The sequence below is a fragment of the Gammaproteobacteria bacterium genome (assembly GCA_009845905.1).
GTDB lineage: Bacteria > Pseudomonadota > Gammaproteobacteria > Steroidobacterales > Foliamicaceae > Foliamicus.
In genome coordinates, this window is sequence record VXYS01000004.1 from 627,114 (window position 1) to 648,650 (window position 21,537).

At 65.7% G+C, this 21,537-nt stretch carries 19 protein-coding genes and 1 tRNA gene; 6 read left to right on the forward strand and 14 right to left on the reverse strand.

Annotation, left to right across the window (positions count from 1 at the left end; all coding sequences use genetic code 11):
• Window positions 1-18: 18 nt before the first annotated feature.
• From F4036_04265 to F4036_04290, 6 genes are all read right to left on the reverse strand, one after another.
• Window positions 19-501 (reverse strand): L,D-transpeptidase, encoded by a 483-nt coding sequence (locus F4036_04265; GenBank protein MYK36958.1) that lies wholly within the window; start codon window positions 499-501, stop codon window positions 19-21.
• 12 nt (window positions 502-513) lie between these two features.
• On the reverse strand, window positions 514-1,413 hold the full coding sequence (locus tag F4036_04270) for a 3'-5' exonuclease (GenBank protein ID MYK36959.1): 900 nt from the start codon (window positions 1,411-1,413) through the stop codon (window positions 514-516).
• Window positions 1,410-1,799: a holo-ACP synthase gene (locus tag F4036_04275; protein MYK36960.1), complete on the reverse strand. Its 390-nt coding sequence runs from the start codon at window positions 1,797-1,799 to the stop codon at window positions 1,410-1,412. The genes F4036_04270 and F4036_04275 overlap by 4 nt, the downstream gene beginning before the upstream one ends.
• A gap of 11 nt (window positions 1,800-1,810) precedes the next feature.
• Window positions 1,811-2,539, reverse strand: coding sequence for a pyridoxine 5'-phosphate synthase (pdxJ, locus tag F4036_04280; GenBank protein ID MYK36961.1), 729 nt, complete (start codon window positions 2,537-2,539; stop codon window positions 1,811-1,813).
• Window positions 2,540-2,622: 83 nt separating this feature from the next.
• Entirely contained in the window at window positions 2,623-4,677 is a 2,055-nt protein-coding gene (gene ligA, locus F4036_04285; protein ID MYK36962.1) for an NAD-dependent DNA ligase LigA, read from the reverse strand.
• Window positions 4,664-7,690, reverse strand: a complete 3,027-nt coding sequence (locus F4036_04290) for an AAA family ATPase (GenBank protein ID MYK36963.1) — start codon at window positions 7,688-7,690, stop codon at window positions 4,664-4,666. Before F4036_04290 ends, ligA begins: the two co-directional genes overlap by 14 nt.
• Before the next feature lie 47 nt (window positions 7,691-7,737).
• Here F4036_04290 and queF point away from each other — a divergent pair, with 47 nt between their 5' ends.
• The 3 genes from queF to F4036_04305 are packed head-to-tail and all read left to right on the forward strand — an operon-like array spanning window position 7,738 to window position 10,253.
• On the forward strand, window positions 7,738-8,133 hold the full coding sequence (queF, locus tag F4036_04295) for an NADPH-dependent 7-cyano-7-deazaguanine reductase QueF (GenBank protein ID MYK36964.1): 396 nt from the start codon (window positions 7,738-7,740) through the stop codon (window positions 8,131-8,133).
• Between the two features lie 28 nt (window positions 8,134-8,161).
• A complete protein-coding gene (gene dksA / locus F4036_04300; protein ID MYK36965.1) occupies window positions 8,162-8,596 on the forward strand; it encodes an RNA polymerase-binding protein DksA in 435 nt (144 codons plus the stop codon).
• Window positions 8,597-8,654: 58 nt separating this feature from the next.
• The gene (locus tag F4036_04305; GenBank protein MYK36966.1) at window positions 8,655-10,253 is read left to right on the forward strand and encodes a hypothetical protein; all 1,599 of its coding nucleotides are present in this window, start codon (window positions 8,655-8,657) and stop codon (window positions 10,251-10,253) included.
• Window positions 10,254-10,295: 42 nt separating this feature from the next.
• Here F4036_04305 and pnp read toward each other — a convergent pair whose 3' ends face one another.
• From pnp to F4036_04345, 8 genes are all read right to left on the reverse strand, one after another.
• On the reverse strand, window positions 10,296-12,725 hold the full coding sequence (gene pnp / locus F4036_04310; GenBank protein MYK36967.1) for a polyribonucleotide nucleotidyltransferase: 2,430 nt from the start codon (window positions 12,723-12,725) through the stop codon (window positions 10,296-10,298).
• Between the two features lie 95 nt (window positions 12,726-12,820).
• Window positions 12,821-13,090, reverse strand: coding sequence for a 30S ribosomal protein S15 (gene rpsO / locus F4036_04315; GenBank protein ID MYK36968.1), 270 nt, complete (start codon window positions 13,088-13,090; stop codon window positions 12,821-12,823).
• A gap of 64 nt (window positions 13,091-13,154) precedes the next feature.
• On the reverse strand, window positions 13,155-14,096 hold the full coding sequence (truB, locus tag F4036_04320; protein MYK36969.1) for a tRNA pseudouridine(55) synthase TruB: 942 nt from the start codon (window positions 14,094-14,096) through the stop codon (window positions 13,155-13,157).
• Complete coding sequence (gene rbfA, locus F4036_04325; protein MYK36970.1) at window positions 14,093-14,605, reverse strand: 30S ribosome-binding factor RbfA; 513 nt, start codon at window positions 14,603-14,605, stop codon at window positions 14,093-14,095. The genes truB and rbfA overlap by 4 nt, the downstream gene beginning before the upstream one ends.
• The gene (gene infB / locus F4036_04330) at window positions 14,490-17,051 is read right to left on the reverse strand and encodes a translation initiation factor IF-2 (protein ID MYK36971.1); all 2,562 of its coding nucleotides are present in this window, start codon (window positions 17,049-17,051) and stop codon (window positions 14,490-14,492) included. Before infB ends, rbfA begins: the two co-directional genes overlap by 116 nt.
• Window positions 17,044-18,579: a transcription termination/antitermination protein NusA gene (gene nusA, locus F4036_04335; GenBank protein ID MYK36972.1), complete on the reverse strand. Its 1,536-nt coding sequence runs from the start codon at window positions 18,577-18,579 to the stop codon at window positions 17,044-17,046. Before nusA ends, infB begins: the two co-directional genes overlap by 8 nt.
• A 3-nt stretch (window positions 18,580-18,582) precedes the next feature.
• Window positions 18,583-19,086: a ribosome maturation factor RimP gene (locus F4036_04340; GenBank protein ID MYK36973.1), complete on the reverse strand. Its 504-nt coding sequence runs from the start codon at window positions 19,084-19,086 to the stop codon at window positions 18,583-18,585.
• 14 nt (window positions 19,087-19,100) lie between these two features.
• Window positions 19,101-19,177 (reverse strand) — tRNA-Met (locus F4036_04345).
• A 126-nt stretch (window positions 19,178-19,303) separates the two neighbouring features.
• On the opposite strand from F4036_04345, the gene F4036_04350 reads away from it, so the two are divergent.
• From F4036_04350 to F4036_04360, 3 genes are all read left to right on the forward strand, one after another.
• A complete protein-coding gene (locus tag F4036_04350; protein MYK36974.1) occupies window positions 19,304-19,804 on the forward strand; it encodes a carbonic anhydrase in 501 nt (166 codons plus the stop codon).
• 167 nt (window positions 19,805-19,971) lie between these two features.
• Entirely contained in the window at window positions 19,972-20,601 is a 630-nt protein-coding gene (locus F4036_04355) for an isochorismatase family protein (protein ID MYK36975.1), read from the forward strand.
• A complete protein-coding gene (locus F4036_04360; protein ID MYK36976.1) occupies window positions 20,487-21,530 on the forward strand; it encodes a polysaccharide deacetylase family protein in 1,044 nt (347 codons plus the stop codon). Before F4036_04355 ends, F4036_04360 begins: the two co-directional genes overlap by 115 nt.
• The last annotated feature ends 7 nt before the right edge of the window (window positions 21,531-21,537 follow it).

Genomic DNA, 21,537 nt, shown 5'->3' on the forward strand with positions numbered 1-21,537 from the left:
GGCCCAACTCCCGCTCTCCTATGGCCGGATGTCGACGCGGCAACCGGGGCCGACCAGATCGAACAGCGAAATTACGTCGGCATTGCGCATCCGCACGCAGCCGTGCGAGCGCGGCACGCCCATCGGTTCCGAATCGGGCGTGCCGTGAATGTAGATATAGCGGCGCATGCTGTCCACGCGGCCGAGCCTGTTGTATCCGGGCTGTTCACCGCACAGCCACAGGATCCGGCTGAGCACCCAGTCCCTGCCGGGGTGTTGCCTGGCCAGTTCCTCGGTGTAGATCTCGCCGGTTGCGCGACGGCCCACGAAGACCGCGCCCGGCGACTGCCCGTCCCCGATGCAGGCCCGGATGCGATGCCGGCCGCGGGGCGTTCCCATGCTGTCGGTCAGTTCGCCGGGACCGTAACGGGACGTGGATACGGGCCATTCACCGACAACCTTGCCGCCCTCGAGGAACTGCAGGGTTTGCCGCGATATCCCGATGAGGATTTCGGCCGCCATCGTTCGTGTGACTCAGTGAACGGTCGCCGATTCTTCCCTGGCGGCTTCTCCCGGCTGCGGGTCCGCAGCGGGCTGATCTTCATCCGAGTCCGAGTCCCCGGCAGATTCCACGCCGGCGTCCTCTTTCTGATCCTCGGGTTCGGCCTCCAGCTTGTGGGCAAACTCCGTCAGGTGCTGTTCGCCGCTTGCCTTGAGCACATCGATCAGCAATCCGTATTCATCATCCAGGCTGTCCTGCGACAGGTTCCCCCGCAGGTAGTCGAAGTGGATGGACACGAGATAGGTATTCAGCGCGTCTTCGAGACAATAGCGTCGAATGTCGCCGATCCTCCCTTCAAGGTAAGCTTCCATGACGCTCGATCCTTCCATCAGGTTCTTGCCCGGCAAGCCGAGCAGCGCGCAGGCTTCGCGCAGACTGGGCCGCCCGCGGCCCTGAAAGCCCGACAGCGCATCCATCAGGTCGGTGTGACGCCAGTGGAAACGCGACAAGTAGTTGTTGAAGCGGAAGGCCCGGTCGTTCACTCCGGTTTCCCAGTAGTTCTTGGCCTGAATCTCGTGGCGAAGGGCGCGAAAGTTCAGCACCGGCAGGTCGAAAGCGGCCCCGTTCCAGGTTACCAGGTCGGGAACGTAGTGCCCGAGCCCGCGGAAAAAACGCATGATCAGTTCGGATTCCTTGGCATCCTCATTACCGAGCACCAGTGGCCGCACCCCTTCGTCGTTGCGAAGCACGACACCGATCGCCACCACCTTGTGCTGAATCGGAGGAAGGAACTCCAGGCCGGTGCGTTGCTGATAGTGATGCAGCATGGCGCGCATCACCTCGCCCTCGTCCAGGTCGTCCAGTCCGTACAGCCCCCGCCCCATTTCGGCGTCCGGGACCGTTTCAATATCAAGAACCAGCTTCGCACTCATCCGCTTTCCCCCGACACCAATATCGCCGTCGCCACAACCAGGCCGGCCTCATCCGTCAAACTCAGATACCCGCCGCTGACCCCGGCGGCAGCGCACGCAGCCTTGCCGCGAGGCGAAAAAATGATTTCCGGGCGGCCCCTGCGGTCATGTCGCACTCCGGAGTCGCGGACCCACATTCCGTGGCGAAATCCCGTGCCCAGCGCCTTTACGATCGCCTCCTTGGCGGCGAACCGCATGGCCAGAAAACGTGCAGGCCTCTTTGTGGCGGCGAATTCGCGCTGCTCGGAATCCATCAGCACGCGGCGGACAAAACGGTCGCCGAACCGCCTGTATACGCGTTCGACGCGATCGATCCGCAGCAGGTCCGTCCCGATTCCGTAAATCATCGTCGCCACCCCTACCCGCGGGCCGCTTCCATAAGGTCTTTCATTCGCCTTACGGCCCCGGGGAAACCATCAAATATCGCCTGGGCAACGATAGCATGACCGATATTGAGTTCGGCAATCTCCCCGATCGCCGCCACCGCCGCCGTGTTTTCGTAATGAAGGCCGTGCCCGGCGTTAACCACCAGTCCCAGCCCGGCCGCGACCGCGGCGGCGCTGCGGACACGGGCCAGTTCCTCCGCCCGGGCCGCCGCGTCGGGGGCGTCCGCGTAGACGCCCGTGTGCAATTCGACCACCGGCGCTCCGGCCTCGGCCGCGGCGCGCAACTGCGCCTCGTCGGGATCGACGAACAGCGATACCCGCACGCCGGCTGCCGCCAGTCGCGCACAAGCGCCGGCAAGCGCTTCGGCTTGCGCCCGAACATCCAGTCCGCCCTCGGTGGTGAGTTCCCGGCGCCGCTCGGGCACCAGGCAGCAATCCTCGGGACGCCATCGTTCGGCGAGCGCGAGCATTTCCTCCGTGGCGGCCATCTCCAGGTTCACCCGCACGTCCGGCGAGTCGATCAGGCGCGCAACGTCGCGGTCCTGGATGTGGCGCCGGTCCTCGCGCAGGTGCACCGTAATGTAGTCGGCGCCGGAATCCAGCGCCTGCCGCGCGGCTTCCACCGGATCCGGATACGCGGTTCCCCGCGCCTGGCGCAAGGTAGCCACGTGATCGACATTCACTCCAAGAAGAATCTTCACCTCAAACGCCCCTGTGGGGTTTCTTTCGAGAGGTAGTGTGACAGCTTGAATCGCCGACCGCAACGCCGGCGGACGCTCCAGTCTTAAGCCGGATCCCCCTGGAGCAGCCCGAGAAGTTTCTCCTCATCCAGCACCTCGACGCCCAGCTTCTCGGCCTTGTCGCGTTTGCTGCCGGGATTGGCGCCGGCAACCAGATAGTCGGTCTTCTTCGACACGCTGGCGGTGACCCGCCCGCCCGCGCCGACGATCCTCTCGCGCGCTTCATCGCGGGTCATTCCTGCAAGCGTCCCGGTAAGGACCAGGGTCTTGCCGCGCAACGGTCCGGCGGATGCCGCGGGCGCTGCTTCCGCTTCGGGCCACTGCACGCCGTGGCGCTTCAGCTCGGCGATCACCCTCAGGTTGTCGCCGTGCCGAAAGAACTCGCTCACCCGTCGGGCCACGATCTCACCCACGTCCGGCACTTCCTGCAGCGCTTCCTCGTCCGCGTTGCGCAAGGCTTCCAGGCTGCCGAAGTGCCGCGCCAGCGAAGCGGCCGTGACCCGGCCGACGTCCCGGATCCCCAGCGCGAAGAGGAAACGGGCCAGCGTCGTCGATTTGCTGTCTTCGATAGCGCCCAGCAGGTTCGCGGACGACTTGTCCGCCATGCGTTCCAGCTCGTTGAGCTGTTCCCTCGACAGCGCGTACAGGTCAGCCGGATTCTTCGCCATTCCCCGATCGACCAGTTGTCCCACCAGCACCTCGCCCAGGCCCTCGATATCCATAGCGCCTCGGGACGCAAAGTGCATCAGGGCCTGGCGGCGTTGCGCCGGGCAGATCAGACCGCCCGTGCAGCGGGCCACGGCCTCGTCCTCGGGACGCACGACCTCCGAGGAACACTCAGGGCAGCGACCGGGAAGCGGCGGCACGGGCGGATCGCCCTGCCGGCGGTCGGGCAGCGAGCGCACGACCTCGGGAATCACGTCGCCGGCTCGCCGGACCACCACGGTGTCGCCCGCGCGCACGTCCTTGCGCAGCAGTTCTCCGTAGTTGTGCAAGGTCGCGTTACTCACCGTTGCGCCGCCCACGAATACCGGTTCGAGCCGCGCCACGGGCGTCAGCGCGCCGGTACGGCCCACCTGGTACTCGATGGCGCGCACGCTCGTCAGCTTTTCCTCGGCGGGAAACTTCTGCGCCACGGCCCAGCGCGGCGCGTGCGAGGAGGCGCCGGCCTGATCGCGCAGATCGAAGCGCTCCAGCTTGTACACGACGCCGTCCAGAGCATAATCGAAGCTCTCGCGAAGGGCGGCAATCCGTTCGTAGTAAGCGAGGCATCCGGACGCACCGATAACGCTCTCGGTTTCCGGACAAACCTTGAGGCCCCAGGACGCCATCGCTTCAAGCAACTCCGACTGCCGCGCCACGGCGGGCACATCGACCGCGCGGCCCACGCCATGGGCAAAGAAATCGAGGCTTCTTCGGGCGGCTTCCCCGGGGTCCTTCTGTCGAAGCGCGCCCGCGGCGGCGTTGCGCGGATTGACGAGGGCCTTCTCGCCCTCCTGTTCCGCTTTCCTGTTGTATGCCTCAAAACCGCTTAGCGGCATGAAAACCTCACCCCGCACTTCGATACGCTCCGGGACATCGCCGCCCGTCAGCCGATCGGGAACCGACGCTATGGTGCGGGCCGTATGGGTGACGTTCTCCCCCACACGGCCGTCGCCGCGCGTGGCCGCACGCACCAGACGGCCGCTCTCGTACAACAGGCTCAGGGCAACGCCGTCCAGCTTGGGCTCGGCGGAATATCGCCGTTCGGCCTCCTCGTCCAGAAGGCCGGCCAGGCGGCGATCGAACTCCTCCAGCTCTTCGCCATCGAAGACGTTCTCCAGCGACAGCATGCGCGCGCCATGCTCGACCGGTGCAAAGGCCTCGCTGGGGCGCGAACCCACGGATTGGGTGGGCGAATCGGGGGTTACGAGATCCGGGTGCGCTTCCTCCAGCTCGTGCAATTCCCGATAGAGCGCGTCGTAGTCGGAATCGGGTATTTCGGGATCGTCCTGTTCATGGTACAGACGGTTGTGGCGGTGGATTTCCGCCCGCAGCCACTCTGCCCTTTCTTCCTTGCTTGCGGGAGACGGTCGTGCGGGCCGGTCAGGCGGCGGCAAGACGCACGGCCTCTTCAAGGTCGACGGTGACGATTCGCGATATACCGGGCTCCTGCATGGTCACGCCCAGCAGGTAGTCGACGGCCTGCATCGTGCTCTTGTTGTGCGTTACCACCAGGCATTGGACGGACTGCGACATCTCGCCGATCAATTCGCAGAACTTCACGACGTTGACGTCGTCCAGCGCCGCGTCCACTTCGTCGAGCATGCAGAACGGCGCCGGGTTCAGCTGAATCACGGCAACCAGGAAGGCGATGGCCGCCAGCGATTTCTCACCGCCGGACAGCTGGCTGACGCGCACGTTGCGCTTGCCCGGAGGATGCACCATGAACCGGATGTCCGCAGTCAGGATATCGTCGCCTTCGAAAACCAGGCCGGCCCGTCCGCCGCCGAACAGCCGCGCGAAGTTCACGTCGAAGCCCTTGCTCACGGCCTCGCCAGTCTCCTTCAGCCGCGTGCGGGTCTCGCGGTCGATCCGCCGCATCGTGTTCTCCAGCGTTTCCAGGGCGCCGGTCAGGTCATCGTGCTGCGAATCGAGGTATTCCTTGCGTTCCTTCAGTTCGCCCAGTTCCTGCTCGGCCGCCATGTTGACCGGACCGATCCGTTCGATCCGCCGTTCGATCTTTTCCAGTTGCAGGTCCAGCTCTTCGGCGCTCAGGTCCGCCGGCAGTTCCTTGAGTACCTCCTCGAGTTCATGGCCGGTCGCGTCCATCTGTTCCGCGAGGCCATCGCGCCTGACCTCGATTTCCCTTTGCTCCACGCGCGACTCGCCGAGTTGTTCCCGCTTCTCGGCCAGCCGCCGCTGAATTGCCGCGCGTCCCGATTCCGCAGCGGCCAGCGTGCTGTCGGCCTGTTCGCGCGACTTCCGGGCCTCGTTCAGGCTCCGGTCGATGCGGGGCTTGCGTCTGAGCGAGGACTTCAGGTCTTCCCGGGCCCTGTCCAGCGCCTCGATCGACTGCTCGCGCAGGCTCCTGAGCCGCCCGATCCGTCCTTCGATATCGTCGATGTCCGCAGCGATGCGTTCGCAGGACCGAAGCGCCGCCTGGCGCTGCGACCTGAGCTCCGCCTCGCGGCGCTCCAGACTGCGGCTGCGCTCGCGCGCTGCGGCGGTCCGCTCCCGCATCGCCTGTATGTCCTGGGCCGCATCGGGCTTGCGGTCCGCAACCGACTTCTGTTCGGCGCCGGCGGTCTTCAGGTCCTTGTTGAGTTGCTCAAGGCGGGCCTGCAAATCGGCCCGGGCAGATTTTCCGTGGGAAATATCCAGGACAGGCGCCGCATAGTCGTCCGTATCCTCCAGGACCTTTCTCAATGCGGCGATCTCCTCCTCGCGTTCCAGCGCGCCCTCGCCCTTGCGGCCGGCAACCCGCAACCAGCCCCGGCCAAGCCACACGCCCTGCGGGGTGATCACGGACTCGCCCTTGACCAGATCCGCAATCATCGAAAGCGCAGTGGGCACATCCGGCGCGGTCCGAACCGTGGCGAGCCATCCGGCTGCGGCGCCCGCTCCCCGCACCTCGCCCAGAAGCGTCCCGCGCTCCGCGAAAGTCTCGCCGCCTTCCACCAGCATGAGGCCGGGCGCCAGTTCATCGGCCCGTGCCAGGGACTCGAGGGCGTCCACGCGGGTGGCCTCGACAAAATCCCCCAGCACCAGTTCCACGGCGCCGCGCCATCGGCGCGATACCTTGAGTTTCTGGGACAGGCGGGGGCGTTCCGCCAGACCGCTCCTGTTCAGCCATTCGGCGGCCTTTTCGCCACTGCGCCGGCGCGCGGCCTCCTGCAGCGATACGAGGCCGGCCAGCCGCTCGCGCAGCAGAATCTCACGCTCCTGGCGCAGCGACTGAAGGCGCATTTCCGCCGCATGCCGGTCCGCTTCCCAACGCGACTGGCGGTCCACGGCCTGTTCGGATCGAGCACGCAGGTCGGCCTCTTCCTCCCGCGCCGCCCTGAGTTCCGGCTCCAGCTCGGCAAGCATGGCCTTGCGCCGCTCGCGAGCGCCCGCTTCCTCCTTGAGTTCGGTACGCAATTCCTCAAGCCTTTCAGCCAGTTGCGTCAGTTCGGCCTCACGCTCGCGGCCCAGCGCCTGTTGGGTGCCGACGGTATCCTCAAGGCCCGCTATTTCCGCCTGCAGTTCGTAATACGCGCGGTTGGCCTCGTCAAAAGCCGCCTGCGCCTCCGTCTGCTGCTCGCGCGCGGAGAGCATGCGGGCCTCCAGGCCCCGGTGCTCCGCTTCGACCCGTGCCAGCTGCGTTTCCCGCGTGCGGGCATCGACCTTCTTCTGCTCGAGCAGCCGATCCAGTTCGCGAACGTCCAGCGAAAGGCGTTGCGCCTGCACCTGTCTCTTCTCGCTCAGGTTCTTGCGGTAGCGCCCGGCCGCCGAGGCCTGGCGCTTGAGCCGGCGCAAACTGCTCGCCAGCTCCGCGCGCCGCTCCGCCAGCCGCTCCAGGTTCTCGCGGGTGCGCGCAATGCGCAGCGTGGTCTCGCGCCGCCTCTGCCGGTAGCCCGACACACCCGCCGCCTCCTCGAGATAGGCGCGCAATTCGTCCGGGCGGCCCTCGACCAGAAGGTTGATCATGCTCTGCTCGATGATGGCGTAACCGCCTATGCCGAGGCCGGTGCCGGCGAACATCTGGGTGATGTCCTTGCGCCGGCAGCGGGAATTGTTCAGAAAGTACTCGGAAATGCCGTCGCGCCGCACCGTACGCCGCACGGTGATTTCGCCGTAGTCCGCAAACCTCGAATTCGCAACGGGATCGGTGTTGTCGAACAGCAGCTCGACGGTCGCCGCTCCGAGCGCCGTGCGCCTTGACGAACCGTTGAAGATGACTTCGGCCATCGCCCCGCTGCGAAGCTGGCGGGCGGAGATTTCGCCCAGCACCCAGCGGACCGCGTCGATGATGTTTGATTTTCCGCAGCCGTTGGGGCCGACTACGGCGAGCGATTTGGTGGGAACCTCGATATTGACCGGGTCCGGGAAGGACTTGAAACCGGCCAGGCGGATCCTCTTAAGGCGCATTGACTGCGGTTCTCAAGGGCGGGTCGAGTGGTGTAAATTCCCCTGCCATGAACCCCATCCTTGAGACTTTTCCGAACCCGCGCACGGGCCGCAATTATACCATCAGGGTGCGCGCGCCCGAGTTCACCTGCCTGTGCCCGAAGACCGGCCAGCCGGACTTCGCGGAGCTGGTGATCGACTACGTGCCGGATGCCCATTGCGTGGAACTCAAGTCGCTGAAACTGTATCTGAACTCGTTCCGCGACCGCGGCGCGTTTCACGAGGCGGTCACGAACGAAATCCTCGATGAACTGGTGTCGCTGACCCGGCCGCGCCATATGCAAATCAGCGCCCGATTCAATGTCCGGGGCGGACTCTACACCACGGTCACGGCAGAGCACCGCTCGCCGGGCTGGGACCCCGATTCGCCGATTGATGAGAACCGCGCCGAAGACACCGCATAACGCTATAATGCCGCGCGCTTGCAAGACCATGAAAGACCAACTCATACACGGCATTGCTCCTTATCGCCCCAAGAAGGGTGAGAAGTACATGAACGACGCCCAATTGGAGCACTTCCGCAAGATCCTGCTTGCCTGGAAGGCGGAATTGATGGGCGAGGTGGAGCGCACGGTGCATCACATGCGCGACGATGCCAGCAACTTCCCCGACCCCAGCGACCGCGCGACGCAGGAATCGGAATTCGGCCTGGAGCTCAGGACGCGCGACCGCGAGCGCAAGCTGCTCAAGAAAATCAATGCGGCCCTGGAGCGGATCAACGACGGCAGCTACGGCTATTGCGAGGAAACCGGCGAGGAAATCGGCCTGGAGCGGCTGCAGGCCCGCCCGGTGGCGACGCTGTCGGTGGAGGCCCAGCAGCACCGCGAAATGGCCGAGCGGCAGTACCGGGACCGCACTACCCGGTGATCGCGCGACTCAGGCGCTAGCGCGGCGCAAAGCGCTCCCGGGGGCATCAATCAGGAGATTGGCGTATTGGCGGGGCCTGGCCGCGCCGGCGGCCGCGCTTGCGATGCTCGTGTCCCTTGCGGCATCGGCGCAACAGCCATGGGCCGGCGACCCGGACGCAATGCTTGCGGAGCCGATTCCCTACATGCCAGAGGCGCTCGGCCCCTTTTCGCACCGGATCTCTTCGGACAATCCCCAAGCGCAGGCCTTCTTTGATCAGGGCTTTCAGTTCATGTACGCATTCGCCAAGTACGAAGCCGTGCGCTCGTTTCGCGAAGCGCAGAAAGCCGACCCGGGGTGCGCGATCTGCTATTGGGGTGAAGCATGGGCCTGGGGTTCGTATCTGAACTTTCACATGCGGGAGCGCGAAGCGCCGTATGCGTATGCGGCAATCGGCAGGGCCCGCGAGCTGCGCGGCACGGCCAGTCCGCGCGAGCAGGCCTATATCGATGCGCTTTCGGTCCGCTATGTGGCCGATTACGATTACGAGACCCGCCGTGTCCAGGACCGGGCCTACGCCGATGCGGCGCGGGCTCTGTCCGAGCAGTATCCGGACGATCCCGATGCGGCGACGCTGTACGCCGAGGCGCTGTTTCTGCTCGAGCCCAGATTCGGCTACCGCGATCTCGAAGACCCGGCCGTGAAGCGGATTCACGCCGTGCTCGAAAGCGTGCTGGCGCGCGACATCCGCCATCCGGGCGCCTGCCACCTCTACATACACGCCACCGAATCGACGGTCCGTCCGGAACTTGCGGAACCCTGCGCCGAGCACCTCGGCAATTCGGTTCCCGGAGCGAGCCACATCAACCACATGCCGTCGCACACCTTCAACGAAGTGGGGCGCTGGGGGGACAGCGTGCGCGCCAGCATCCAGGCCTGGCACACGGACCTCAAGGCAAAAACGTCCCGGGCAGTATCGAGCTACCCCTCGCACAACCTGCACATGCTGTCATTCGCGGCCTCTTACGACGGCCAGGGCGCTGTCGCGATGCGCGCCGCCAAGGACTACGAAAAGCTGATGGGCGACAAGTCCGTGCAACTCCTGACGCTCGTGCGGTTCGGCCGTTTCGACGAGATTCCCGAAGCGGGCGGCCGTCCAGGGGGCGACTACGCCGCCGGGGCGTGGGAGTTCGCGCGGGGTTACGCCGGCGTAAGACTCGGCGAGACGAATATCGGACGCGCGCACCTTGCGCGGCTCCTGGAACTTGCCGAATCCACCGACGCCAGGGTTCGCTTCCAGCCGGCGTCGTTGGTGCTTGGCGTGCTTGCGGAAATCCTGGCCGGCGAGATTCGGCGGGAAGACGGCGACCTGGCCGCGGCCATCGAGACATTCGAGCGCGCCGCCGAACATGAAGATGAATTTGACTTCGCCGAGCCGGAGCCGTTGCCGTTTGCGGCGCGCCACTGGCTGGGCGCTGCGCTGCTCGAGGCCGGCCGCCCTGCCGATGCGGAGCGCGTGTACCGCGACGATCTGGCGGACCATCCCCGTAACGGCTGGTCACTGTTCGGGCTGCGCGAAGCGCTCGCCGCGCAAGGCAAACCGGACGCAGCCGTTCAGCGGGACTTTGAGCGCGCCTGGGCCCGGTCCGACACCTGGATCACCGCATCGCGGTTCTGAAACGCGCACGCACCGGCGGCGCAGGCGCGGCTTGCGGCAGTGTCAGCCCTGGGCGCGGCGGCGGCGGCGTGGCCGGCGGCGGCCGGCGTCATCGCCGGAAGCGGCGCCTCCCTCCTGGAGGCCGCGCATGGTCAGGCGGATGCGCCCGCGTCCGTCCACTTCCATGACCCGCACGCTTACGCTGTCGCCCACCTTCACCACGTCGCTGGTGCGCTCGATGCGCCGGTCGGACATCTGGGATATATGCACCAGACCGTCGGTGCCCGGCAGCACCGTAACGAAGGCGCCGTAATCCATGACGCTGGACACGGTGCCCTCGTAAACCTTGCCGACCTCGATCTCCTGGACCCGGCTGCGCGGAGGGGGCGACGAGGCCGTGTCGTCCGACTCTCCGTCCAGGTTGCGCATGCTCAGGCGTATCCGGCCCTGGCGGTCCACTTCCAGCACCTTCACCCGCACCGCGTCGCCCTCGGAAAGGCGGTCGCTGACCCGGTCCACGCGTTCGTCGGAAATCTGCGAAATGTGCACCAGGCCGTCCTTGCCCGGAACGATCGTGACGAATGCGCCGAAGTCCATCAGCCGCGCCACCTTGCCGTCATAGATCTGGCCAACCTCGACGTCGGAAACGATCATTTCGACTCGTCTGCGCGCTTCCCTGCCGGACTCGCCATCGACCGAGGCGATCTTCACAGTGCCGTCGTCCTCGATATTGATTTCCGCCCCGGTCTCCTCGGTAATCGAGCGTATAACGGCGCCGCCCTTGCCGATCACGTCGCCGATCTTCTCCCTGTCGATCTGCATCGTGAAGATGGACGGCGCCCAGTCGGAAATCTCCTCCCTGGACGTTGCGATCACCTTGTTCATCTCGGACAGTATGTGCAACCGCGCCGTGCGGGCCTGTTCCAGGGCCTCGGCCATGATGTCCCTGGTGATTCCGTCGATCTTGATGTCCATCTGCAAGGCGCTGATTCCCTCTTCGGCGCCGGCCACCTTGAAGTCCATGTCGCCCAGGTGATCCTCGTCGCCCAGAATGTCCGTCAGGACCGCGTAATCGTCACCGTCCTTCACCAGGCCCATCGCAATGCCCGCAACCGGGGCCTTCAATTTCACGCCGGCGTCCATCAGCGCGAGGCTTGAACCGCACACGCTGGCCATGGAACTGGAGCCGTTCGACTCCGTGATCTCCGAGACCACGCGGAGCACGTACGGAAACTCCTCCATGTTGGGAAGCACCGCCGCTATGCCGCGCCGGGCCAGCCGCCCGTGGCCGATTTCGCGCCGCTTGGGGCCGGTCATGAAGCCCGTTTCTCCCACCGAGTAGGGCGGGAAGTTGTAGTGCAGCATGAACCTGTCGCGGCCGGTCCCCTCCAGGCCCTCGACGATCTGCGCGTCGCGGTCGGTTCCAAGCGTTGCGGTGACCAGGGCCTGCGTTTCGCCACGCGTGAACAATGCCGAACCGTGGGTACGGGGCAGTACGCCCACCTCGATGTCCAGACCGCGAACCGTGAAATTGTCGCGGCCGTCGATACGCGGCTCGCCCGAGAGCACCCGCTTGCGCACGATGTCTTTCTCCAGGCTCTTGAGCGCAGCCGAAATCTCCCGCAACTCCGAAGACGCTGCGTCGTCGTCGGCCAGTTCCTCGATTGCCCGCGCACGGACTTCGCGAAGACTCTCATTGCGCTCGGTCTTCTCCGTGACCGTGTACGCCGCGGAAAGATCCTTCCCGGCGATGCGGTCCACGTCTGCGGCCAGATCCTCGTTCTCCGCCTTCGGCTGCCAGTCCCAGGCGGGTTTGCCGGCCTCGGCAGCAAACTCCCCGATCGCCCGGATCGCCGCCTGCATCTGCTCGTGCCCGAACAGCACGGCATTCAGCATGGTTTCCTCCGACAACAGGTCCGCTTCCGATTCCACCATCAGCACGGCGTTCTCGGTGCCGGCCACCACGAGGTTGAGCCTCGAGGTCTCCAGTTCGGTGGCGGTGGGGTTGATGACGAATTCTTCGTCAACCCAGCCCACCCTGGCCGCTCCGATAGGCCCGGCGCAGGGCAGGCCCGACAGGGCCATGGCCGCGAACGCGCCCAGCATGGAGGGGATGTCCGGATCGACTTCCTGGTTGGTGGACAGCACCGTGGCGATAACCTGGACGTCGTGATGAAAGCCCTTGGGGAACATGGGCCTCAGGGGCCGGTCGATGAGCCGGCAGGTCAGGGTTTCCTTTTCCGTCGGCCGTCCTTCGCGGCGGAAAAAACTGCCGGGAATCCGGCCCGCGGAGTAGGTCTTTTCCTGGTAGTTCACCGTCAGAGGCAGGAAGTCCCGGCTGGGATCGGCCTCCCTGGCGCCTACAACGGTCACGAGCACGACGGTTTCCGACATGCTCACCACGACGGCGCCATCGGCCTGGCGCGCGATTTTTCCTGTTTCCAGCGTTACCGTGTGGCTGCCGTACTGGAATTCTTTCGTTACGATTGACACTGCTTCCTCTCTTGCAATGGTTTCGACGCGCCCCTTGTGCGCACGCCATCCTTACTCCATGGGCGGAGTGGTTCGGGCAAACATTCCCCGGTCGCTCAGCGTCGCAGGCCGAGGCGGGAAATCAGCTTGGCATAACGCTCCTGATCCTTGTTCCGCAGATACTTGAGTAGCCGGCGGCGGCGATTGACCATGCGCAGCAGGCCGCTGCGCGAATGATGATCCTGCTTGTGCGTCCGGAAATGGCCGGACAACGCATTGATGCGCGCCGACAGCAGCGCAACCTGCACTTCGGGGGACCCTGTGTCCGCCGAACCGCGCTGATATTCCTGCACGGTCGCGCTGATCTCACTTGTCGTAAGTGGCATGCCTGTATTCTTCAGCCCTTGGTCGAGCGGCGTATTGTACTCCGGTTCGCGTGCAAGGAACGCCCTATTCGCTACCGGGGAGATGTTCCGACCGGGGTTTCAGAAGGCGGCGCGGAGCCACCTGTCCGTCGATTGTGGCTTCCCCGATGCCGATGAAGCCCTGAGCGTTCGCGTACAGGCGTACCGGCCCCGGGCGCGTCCCGCGGGCCGCGGCTACGGGGTTGCCCCGCTGCAGATGGAAACTCTCGCTCGCGGAAAGCCGTACGGCGGGCAAAGACGGAACGGCGGCATCGGCGGGCAGGAGCAGCGCATCCAGCCCGGAAAAGCCCTCCGCCGCAACGGCCTCGACCCGGTCCATGGTCACCATGCCCGATTCTTCGAACGGCGCCACACCCAGCCTCCTCAGCGCGCTCACGTGGGCCAGCGAGCCGGCCGCTTCGGCGACGTCTTCAACCAGGGTGCGGACATACACCCCTCCTCCACAGGCCACCAGGAACACGGCCTCCACCGGCGAATATTCCTCCAGTTCGAACAGGCGAATGCGGATGCGCCGGGGCGCGCGTTCCACGGTCTGTCCGGCGCGCGCCAGCTCGTAAAGCCGCCTGCCCTTGTGCTTGAGCGCCGAATACATGGGCGGAACCTGTTCGGTTTCGCCGACGAACCGGCCCAGGACGGCTTCGAGTTGCGACCGGTCTCGCGGCCGTTGCGCGGTTTCGGCAATGGCCTTTCCGGCGGCGTCTCCGGTGTCGGTCCTGGTCCCGAACCGGGCGGTGACGCGGTACGTCTTTTCCGCCTTGAGGAGAAATGCGGACAACTTCGTGGCCTCGCCCAGGCACAGCGGCAACATTCCGGTGGCGATCGGATCGAGGCTGCCCGTGTGCCCCGCCTTGCGGGCGGCGAACAGGCGCCTGACCCGCTGCAAGGCCGCGTTGGATGTCATTCCGGGCGGCTTGTCGAGCAACAGCAGCCCGCTTACGTCACGCTTCCCGCGGCCGGCCGGCGTCACTTTCGGGCCGCCCGGTCCCTGCGCACGGCATCCTCGATCAGACCCTCCAGCGCCTCGCCCCTGGCGACGCTTTCGTCGAGTACGAACCGCAGTTCCGGCTGCCGGCGAAGGCGAAAGGACTCCCCGAGGCGCTTGCGCATGTAGCCGCTCGCGGCCTTCAGGGAAGCCGCGGTCGTTTCCCCGTCGGCGGACCCGGGCAGGTACCAGACGCGGCAAACGCTCAAGTCCGGCGAAAACGCCACGTGCGTGAACTGGACGCCGCTCAGCCGCGGGTCGCGCAGTTCGGAGTAGGTCATGGTGGCGAAAACGCGCAGAGCCCGCGCGGAAAGTCTTTGCGCGCGTGTAAATTCGCGGGGCACGTCCGTCAGCGGCTGCTGCGCCCGGGGGGGCCGGTCAGGTCCTGGCCTCCTCCACGCTCTCGAAGCACTCGATGATGTCCCCTGCGCGCACGTCCTTGTAGTTGCGCACGCCGATACCACACTCGGTTCCCGCACGCACCTGTTCGACATCGTCCTTGAACCGCCGCAGGGATTCGAGTTCGCCCTCGAAAATCACCACGGCATCCCGAAGGACGCGTATGGGATTGTTGCGCTTGACCAGGCCGTCGGTAACCAGACAGCCCGCAATGTCGCCGAATTTCGGCGAATGGAACACCTCGCGGACTTCGGCGTTGCCCACGATGGACTCGCGCAGCACCGGCGCCAGGCGGCCCTTGATGACCTCCTGCACGTCGTCGAGGACTTCATAGATCACGCTGTAGTAGCGCACCTCCACGCCGGTGGCCTTGCGCGCCTGCTGTCCGCCCGGATCCAGCCTTACGTTGAAGCCGATCACGGAAGCCTCCGACGTGGCCGCCAGGTTGATGTCGGACTCGGTGATGCCGCCGACCCCGGATGACACGAGATCCACCTCCACTTCGTCGCGGCTCAGGCGCGCCAGCGCGTCGCAAAGCGCCTCGACGCTGCCGCGCACGTCGGCTTTCACCAGCAGCCGCACGGTCTGGGTCTCTTCCTCGCCGGGGAATGCGCCGGAGAAAGCCGGCTGACCCTTGCGCTGGGCAAGCTGCCGCTCGCGGGCGGCGCGCGCGCGCCATTCGGCCAGTTCCCTTGCATAGCGCTCCGCCGGGAACACGACCGCGTCCTGGCCCGCTTCCGGGGCGCCGGAGAGACCCTGCACGACGACCGGCACGGAAGGCGTGGCATGGTCGATCTGCTTGCCGCTCTCGTTGCGCAGGGACTGGACCCGTCCGAACTCCGCTCCGGCCAGCAGAATGTTGCCCTTGCGCAGACGGCCCTCCGTCACCAGCAACGTAGTCACCGGCCCACGGCCGGTCTCGATGGTCGACTCGATCACCACGCCGCGGGCGCCGCCCTTGCGCTTCGCCTTGAGCTCCAGCAAATCCGCCTGCAGCAGAACTTTCTCCAGCAGATCGTCGATGCCTTCGCCGGTGACGGCCGAAATCTCGGCGACCTGCGTATCGCCGCCGTACTCCTCCGGCGCCAGGCCCAGCACGTTGAGCTGGTTGCGCACCTGGGTGGGGTCGGCGTCTTCCAGGTCGATCTTGTTGATCGCAACCACAATGGGCACTTCGGCCGCCTGTGCGTGTTTGATCGCCTCCTCGGTCTGCGGCTTGACGCCGTCGTCGGCGGCGATGACCAGGATAACGATGTCGGTCAGGCTGGCGCCACGCGCGCGCATGGCGGTAAAGGCCGCATGGCCGGGCGTGTCCAGGAAGGTGATCGCGCCGTCGCCCGTCCGCACCCGGTAAGCGCCGATGTGCTGGGTGATGCCGCCCGCTTCCGAGGCGGCAACGCTGCTGCTGCGCATGTAATCCAGTAGCGAAGTCTTGCCGTGATCGACGTGGCCCATGATGGTCACGACCGGGTCGCGCGGCTCCTCCTCGCCTGAAACCGTCACTGCCTGCTCGAGCAGGACCGCCTCTTCGTTGGCTTCGGCCTGGGCGACGACCTCGTGGCCCATGGACTCGACGATGATCATCGCTGTCGTCTGGTCCAGGGTGTCGTTGATGCCCGCCATCACGCCTTCCTGCATGAGTTTGGCGATGACCTTCTCCGCGCCGACCGCCATCTGGCGCGCCAACTCCGACACGGTAATGGACTCGGGCACTTCCACCGTATGCACGATCGGCGCGGCGGGCCGCACGAAGGCGTTGACGTTCTCCACCTTGGCCGTCGCGTGCCGGCGCGCCTTGCGGCGCCGGGTGCGGCGCGGGCGCACGTGGGCGGCCACGTGCAACTCTTCTCTCGGCGGCGCTTTCCGCGATCGCGCGGCCTTGGGGGCCCTCGCCGGCTTGCGTGCGGTATCCTCGCGGGCCCGGGCGGCCTGGGCCGCCTCCGCCCTGCGCTTCTCCTCCGCCTGTCGCTCCGCCTGCTCCCGCTCCAGGCGAGCCTGTTCCTGCGCCTTCTCGAGCTCGGCCTCATCCTCCGCCTGCTTCTTGGCGTCTTCCTCGGCCTGCGCCTTCAACGCCTCCTCGCGTTCGGCCTCCTCCTTCTCCTTGCGGGCCTCCTCCTCGGCGAGCTGCCTCTCCTTCTCTTCAGCTTCCTTCGCGGCCTGGCTTTCCTGTTCCAGCCTGCGCGCTTCCTCCTCCTGGCGCCGCGCGAGGGCTTCGCGCTCCAGCGCCGCGCGGTTCACGAATTTCCGCTTGCGCCGAAAATCGACCTGGACGGCCCGGCGGCGCCCCTGGTCAACCTGCACCACCTCCACCGATTCACGGCGGGTAATGCTGATTTCCCGCGGCATCGCGGAGCCCCTGGACACGGACTCGCCGTGCCCGTGACGGCTGCGCAGAAAGGCCAGCAACTCTTCGCGGGCCACGTCCGGCACAGTCTGGCTGGCGTCCTCGAAGCTGTGCCCGGCGCGCTCAAGCTGGTCCATCAGGTGCTCCACCGGCACCTTGAGATTCTCGGCAAGTTTGGCGACAGTCAGGTCAGTCATTTTCCGCCTGCGCCTCCTCCTGCTGCTCCTCCTCGGCAAACCATGGCGCCCGCGCCGCCATGATCAGTTGGCCGGCAAGCTCTTCAGTCAGGTCTTCGATATGCTCTGCCAGGTAGTCGGCTTCCTCCCAGGCCAGGTCCTCGCGGGTGGATACGCCCTGGCCGGCCAGCGAGTACGCCAGCGCGCGGGTCATGCCTTCCACTTCGAACAGATCGTCGGCCGGGGTGGCCTGCTCCATTTCCTCTTCGCGGCTCAGGGCGTCCATCAGCAGCACGTCGCGCGCGCGCCCTCGCAACTGGTCCACCAGCTGTTCGTCGAATTCCTCTATCGCATAAAGCTCGGCGACCGGCGAATAGGCAATGCCCTCAAGATCGGTGATTCCCTCGTCCACCAGCACCTGGGCGACGTCTTCGCCCACCGACAGCTGCTCGCGGAACATTTCGATAAGCTGGCGGTTCTCCCCTTCGATCTTCGACTCGATCTCGGTGGGCGTCATGGCGTTCAGCTCCCAGCCGGTCAGGCGGCTGGCCAGGCGTATGTTCTGTCCGCCGCGGCCGATCGCCTGGGAAACCATGGATTCGGAAACGGCGATGTCCATGCGGCGGTGGTCCTCATCCACCATGATCTGCACGACGTCGGCCGGCGACATCGCGTTGACCACGAACTGCGCCGGGTTCTCGTCCCACAGGATGATGTCCACCCGCTCGCCCGCAATCTCGTTGGTGACCGCCTGCACACGCGATCCGCGCATGCCGACGCAGGCCCCAACCGGGTCGATCCTGGGCTCCCTGGAACGCACGGCGATCTTGGCCCGCGCGCCCGGATCGCGGGCCGCGCCCAGTATCTCGATCAGGTCCTGCCCGACTTCCGGAACCTCCACCCTGAAAAGGGCCATCAGGAATTCCGGGCTGGTGCGGGTAAGCTTCAACTGCGGTCCGCGGGTTTCGGTCGCCACTTCGTAGAGCAGGCCCTTGACGCGGTCCTGGGGGCGAATCGGCTCCCTCGGGATCATGTGCTCGCGCGGAACAAAGCCTTCGACGCCGCCGCCCAGGTCCACGTAAACGCCGTTTCGGTCCACGCGCTTGACCACGCCGCTCAGCAACTCGCCGATCCGGCCCTGGTAGCGTTCCCGGATCAGCGCGCGCTCGGCTTCGCGCACTTTCTGGTTGATGACGTGCTTGGCCGTATAGGCGCCGATATGGCCCAGGTCCATGCCGTCCATGGGCTTCTCCACGACGCCGCCGGGTTCCGCCCCGGGATCGATCTGGCGGGCCTCGGCGAGGCGCAACTGGCGGGTGGGCGCCTCGATTTCCTCGGCCTCGTCCTCCATGACCTCCCATTGCCGGAAGTATTCCTGCTCGCCGGTATGCCGATCGATGGCCACCCGGATCTCGACGTCCTCGGCGAGCAGCCGCCGCCGTGCGGCCGCCAGGCCCGCTTCCACGGCGGAAAAGACCACGTCCTTGCCGATGGCCTTCTCGTTGGACAGAAGCTCCACGGCTTCCAGTATTTCCTTGCTGCCAAACACCCGTCAGTCCTCGAAGTGAATTTCCGGAGCCAGTCTCGCCACCACGACGTCCTGGAGGTCCAGCTCTACCCGCCCGGTGCCGTCGGGAACGTCCAGCACGATGACCTCGCCTTCGCGCGCCAGCAGCGTGCCGCCGAAATTCCTGCGGCCGAGATGCGGGCCGCGCATTCTCACCTGCACCCGGCGCCCCGCAAAGCGGTCAAAATGCTCGGGTTTCGCCAGCTTTCGGTCGAGACCGGGCGATGACACCTCCAGGTTGTAGTGCCCCGGAATCGGATCCTCGACGTCGAGCAGTGCGCTGACCTGGCCGCTCACCCGCTCGCAGTCTTCAAGACCGATGCCCGAATCCTGGTCGATGAACAGGCGCAGCACCTGGCCGCGCCGCTCGCGCTTCAGTTCCAGGTCCGCCAGCTCGTACCCCATCGCTTCGACGCAGGGCTCCAGCAGTCCGTTCAGCCTGTCCAGAATCAAGTCCGCCATGCACAAAAAAGCCCCTCGCGGGGCCATCGCAAAACCAATATTGGTAGCGGGGACAGGATTTGAACCTGTGACCTTCGGGTTATGAGCCCGACGAGCTGCCTGACTGCTCCACCCCGCAACCGCGAGTCGGACGATTATACAGGAAAACGCCGCTGAAATCGCCAATCGGGGGAAGCGGCGGGCCTCCGGATACTGTAAACTCCCGCCCCCCAACTACCTGCAACCCCATTGAGGAATATCCAGCATGGGCACCGACACATTCGCCGACTTCTGCGTCGAAAACAACAGGCGCTACGCCGAGAGCTTTGACAAGGCCGAAGTACCGCTCCCGCCGGGGCGCAAGGCCGCCGTCGTGGCCTGTATGGATGCCCGCATCGAGACCGGGAGGCTGCTCGGCCTTTCCGAGGGCGACGCGCACGTGATCCGCAACGCGGGAGGCGTCGTGACCGACGACGTGCTCCGCTCGTTGATGATCTCGCAACGCCTGCTCGGCACCGTGGAGATCATCCTGGTCCAGCACACCGACTGCGGCATGCTTACTTTCCGCGATGACGACGTGAAGGACCAGATCGAAGCGGACACCGGTCTTCGGCCCTCGTTCGCGCTGGAGTCGTTTCCGCACCTCGAGGAGAACGTGCGCCAGTCGATTCGCCGTATCGAGGCCTGCCCGTTCATCCCCGTAAAGGACAAGATCCGCGGCTTCGTCTATAACGTCAGGACCGGCCTGCTGGACGAAGTTGTCTGACGGGGACCGGACAGCCCTTCAACCCGCCACCCGCCAAGCCGCGCGCGCGTGGCGGGTGATACCATTCGGCTCTGCCGCGGCAGCCGGGCCCAATGCGACGCCAGAGAGTTCGGCGCCAAGGCAAACGGGAAACGATTTGCAAGCTGCCAAACGAAGGGGAAAGCATCATGGCGCAAGCTGCCGATAAAAACTACGCGGGCGTCTGGGACAATCGTCTCGGCTTCGGCAAGACACCGGTCGTCATCGTCATCGACCTGCTCAAGGGCTATACGACCGAAGGTTCGCCGCTGTATGCACCGGGCGTCGTAGCCTGCTTGAAGGAGGTGCCGGACGTCATCGAGGCGGCCCGCGCCGGCGGCGTGCCGGTGATCCACACCCGGGTGCTCTACAACCCGACCAATTACGAAGACGGCGGCGTGTGGACGCTCAAGGCGCCGGTGCTCAAGGACCTGGTGCCCGGCAACCTGTATGCCGAGTTCTGCGACGAGGTCGCCCCGCCCGACGGAGAAACGGTTCTGACCAAGAACTACGCAAGCTGTTTCTTCGGCACCAGCCTCTCGTCCATCCTGGCCGCCAGGGGCGCGGACACGCTCATCATTCTGGGCTGCACCACCTCGGGCTGCATCCGCGCCTCCGCGGTTGACGCCGTGCAGCACGGTTACCGGCCGATCGTGGTCCGCGAATGCGTCGGCGACCGGCACGACGGGCCGCACGAAGCCAACCTTTTCGACATCCACGCCAAGTACGGCGACGTGGTGTCCAAGGCGGAAGCCCTCGAATACCTCCAGAGTCTGTAGCGCACGCAGTCGCTCAAGGCCGCAATCCAAAAAAGGAGACCTCCATGTCGAATCTGACTCAATCCAGGCATTACGACTTCGTGCCCATCATCGACCGCGAGCCGTTCACGCTGCCCGACGGCGCCCGCGTAGCGGTCATGCCGTATCTGAACATCGAGCATTTCCCGGCCGACATCCCCGGCACCGCGCTGGTCCCGGGCACCCAGCAATTCAATCCCGATCCGCTGAACTACGGCTGGCGGGACTACGGCAACCGCGTCGGACTCTGGCGCATGGCCGACCTGCTCGACGAGTGCAATTCCCGCGCGACCGTGTGCCTGAATTCCGAAATCATCCGCGAGTATCCGCGCATCCTCGAAGAAGGCATGGCGCGCAACTGGGCCTGGATCGGGCACGGCGTCAACAACGCGCCAGCCAACTTCATCAGCAATATCGACGAGGACCGCGAGCGCGAGATCCTGAGTTCGGTGCTGACGTCGATGGAGGAAACGATCGGGCGGCCCACCAAGGGCTGGCTGAGCCCGTTCCTGACCCACACGGACAACACGCCGCGCCTGCTGGAGGAATTCGGAGTGGAGTACCTGTGCGACTACACCGCCGACGACCACCCGTTCCGCTTCAACACGCCGAAGAACAACCTGATCGCCGTGCCCTACACGGTGGAACTGAACGATATTCCGGCGTTCGGCAACGTGGGCGTGTCTTCCGAGGCGTTCGGCGACATGATCATCGACCAGTTCGACGTTCTCTACGAGGAAGGCGCGACCAACGCCCGATGCATGCCCATCTGCCTGCACACCTTCTGGGTGGGCCAGCCGAACAAGTTCAAGCACCTGGCGCGCGCGTTCCGCTACATGGCGAAGCACGAAGGCGTGTGGTTCACGACCGGCGACGACGTCAACGACTGGTACCGCGCGAACTTCATGTAGGGAGGGT

Bases quoted from the DNA above. Each gene is read 5' to 3' on its own strand.
- F4036_04290 (MYK36963.1), bottom strand. From the start codon at position 7,690: ATGCGCCTTAAGAGGATCCGCCTGGCCGGTTTCAAGTCCTTCCCGGAC.
- F4036_04265 (MYK36958.1), bottom strand. From the start codon at position 501: ATGGCGGCCGAAATCCTCATCGGGATATCGCGGCAAACCCTGCAGTTC.
- F4036_04340 (MYK36973.1), bottom strand. From the start codon at position 19,086: ATGGCCCCGCGAGGGGCTTTTTTGTGCATGGCGGACTTGATTCTGGAC.
- queF (MYK36964.1), top strand. From the start codon at position 7,738: ATGAACCCCATCCTTGAGACTTTTCCGAACCCGCGCACGGGCCGCAAT.
- F4036_04275 (MYK36960.1), bottom strand. From the start codon at position 1,799: ATGATTTACGGAATCGGGACGGACCTGCTGCGGATCGATCGCGTCGAA.
- F4036_04350 (MYK36974.1), top strand. From the start codon at position 19,304: ATGGGCACCGACACATTCGCCGACTTCTGCGTCGAAAACAACAGGCGC.
- rbfA (MYK36970.1), bottom strand. From the start codon at position 14,605: ATGTCGAACAGGTGCGTGCGGGAACCGAGTGTGGTATCGGCGTGCGCA.
- F4036_04270 (MYK36959.1), bottom strand. From the start codon at position 1,413: ATGAGTGCGAAGCTGGTTCTTGATATTGAAACGGTCCCGGACGCCGAA.
- dksA (MYK36965.1), top strand. From the start codon at position 8,162: ATGAAAGACCAACTCATACACGGCATTGCTCCTTATCGCCCCAAGAAG.
- infB (MYK36971.1), bottom strand. From the start codon at position 17,051: ATGACTGACCTGACTGTCGCCAAACTTGCCGAGAATCTCAAGGTGCCG.
- F4036_04355 (MYK36975.1), top strand. From the start codon at position 19,972: ATGGCGCAAGCTGCCGATAAAAACTACGCGGGCGTCTGGGACAATCGT.
- F4036_04360 (MYK36976.1), top strand. From the start codon at position 20,487: ATGCGTCGGCGACCGGCACGACGGGCCGCACGAAGCCAACCTTTTCGA.
- rpsO (MYK36968.1), bottom strand. From the start codon at position 13,090: ATGCCACTTACGACAAGTGAGATCAGCGCGACCGTGCAGGAATATCAG.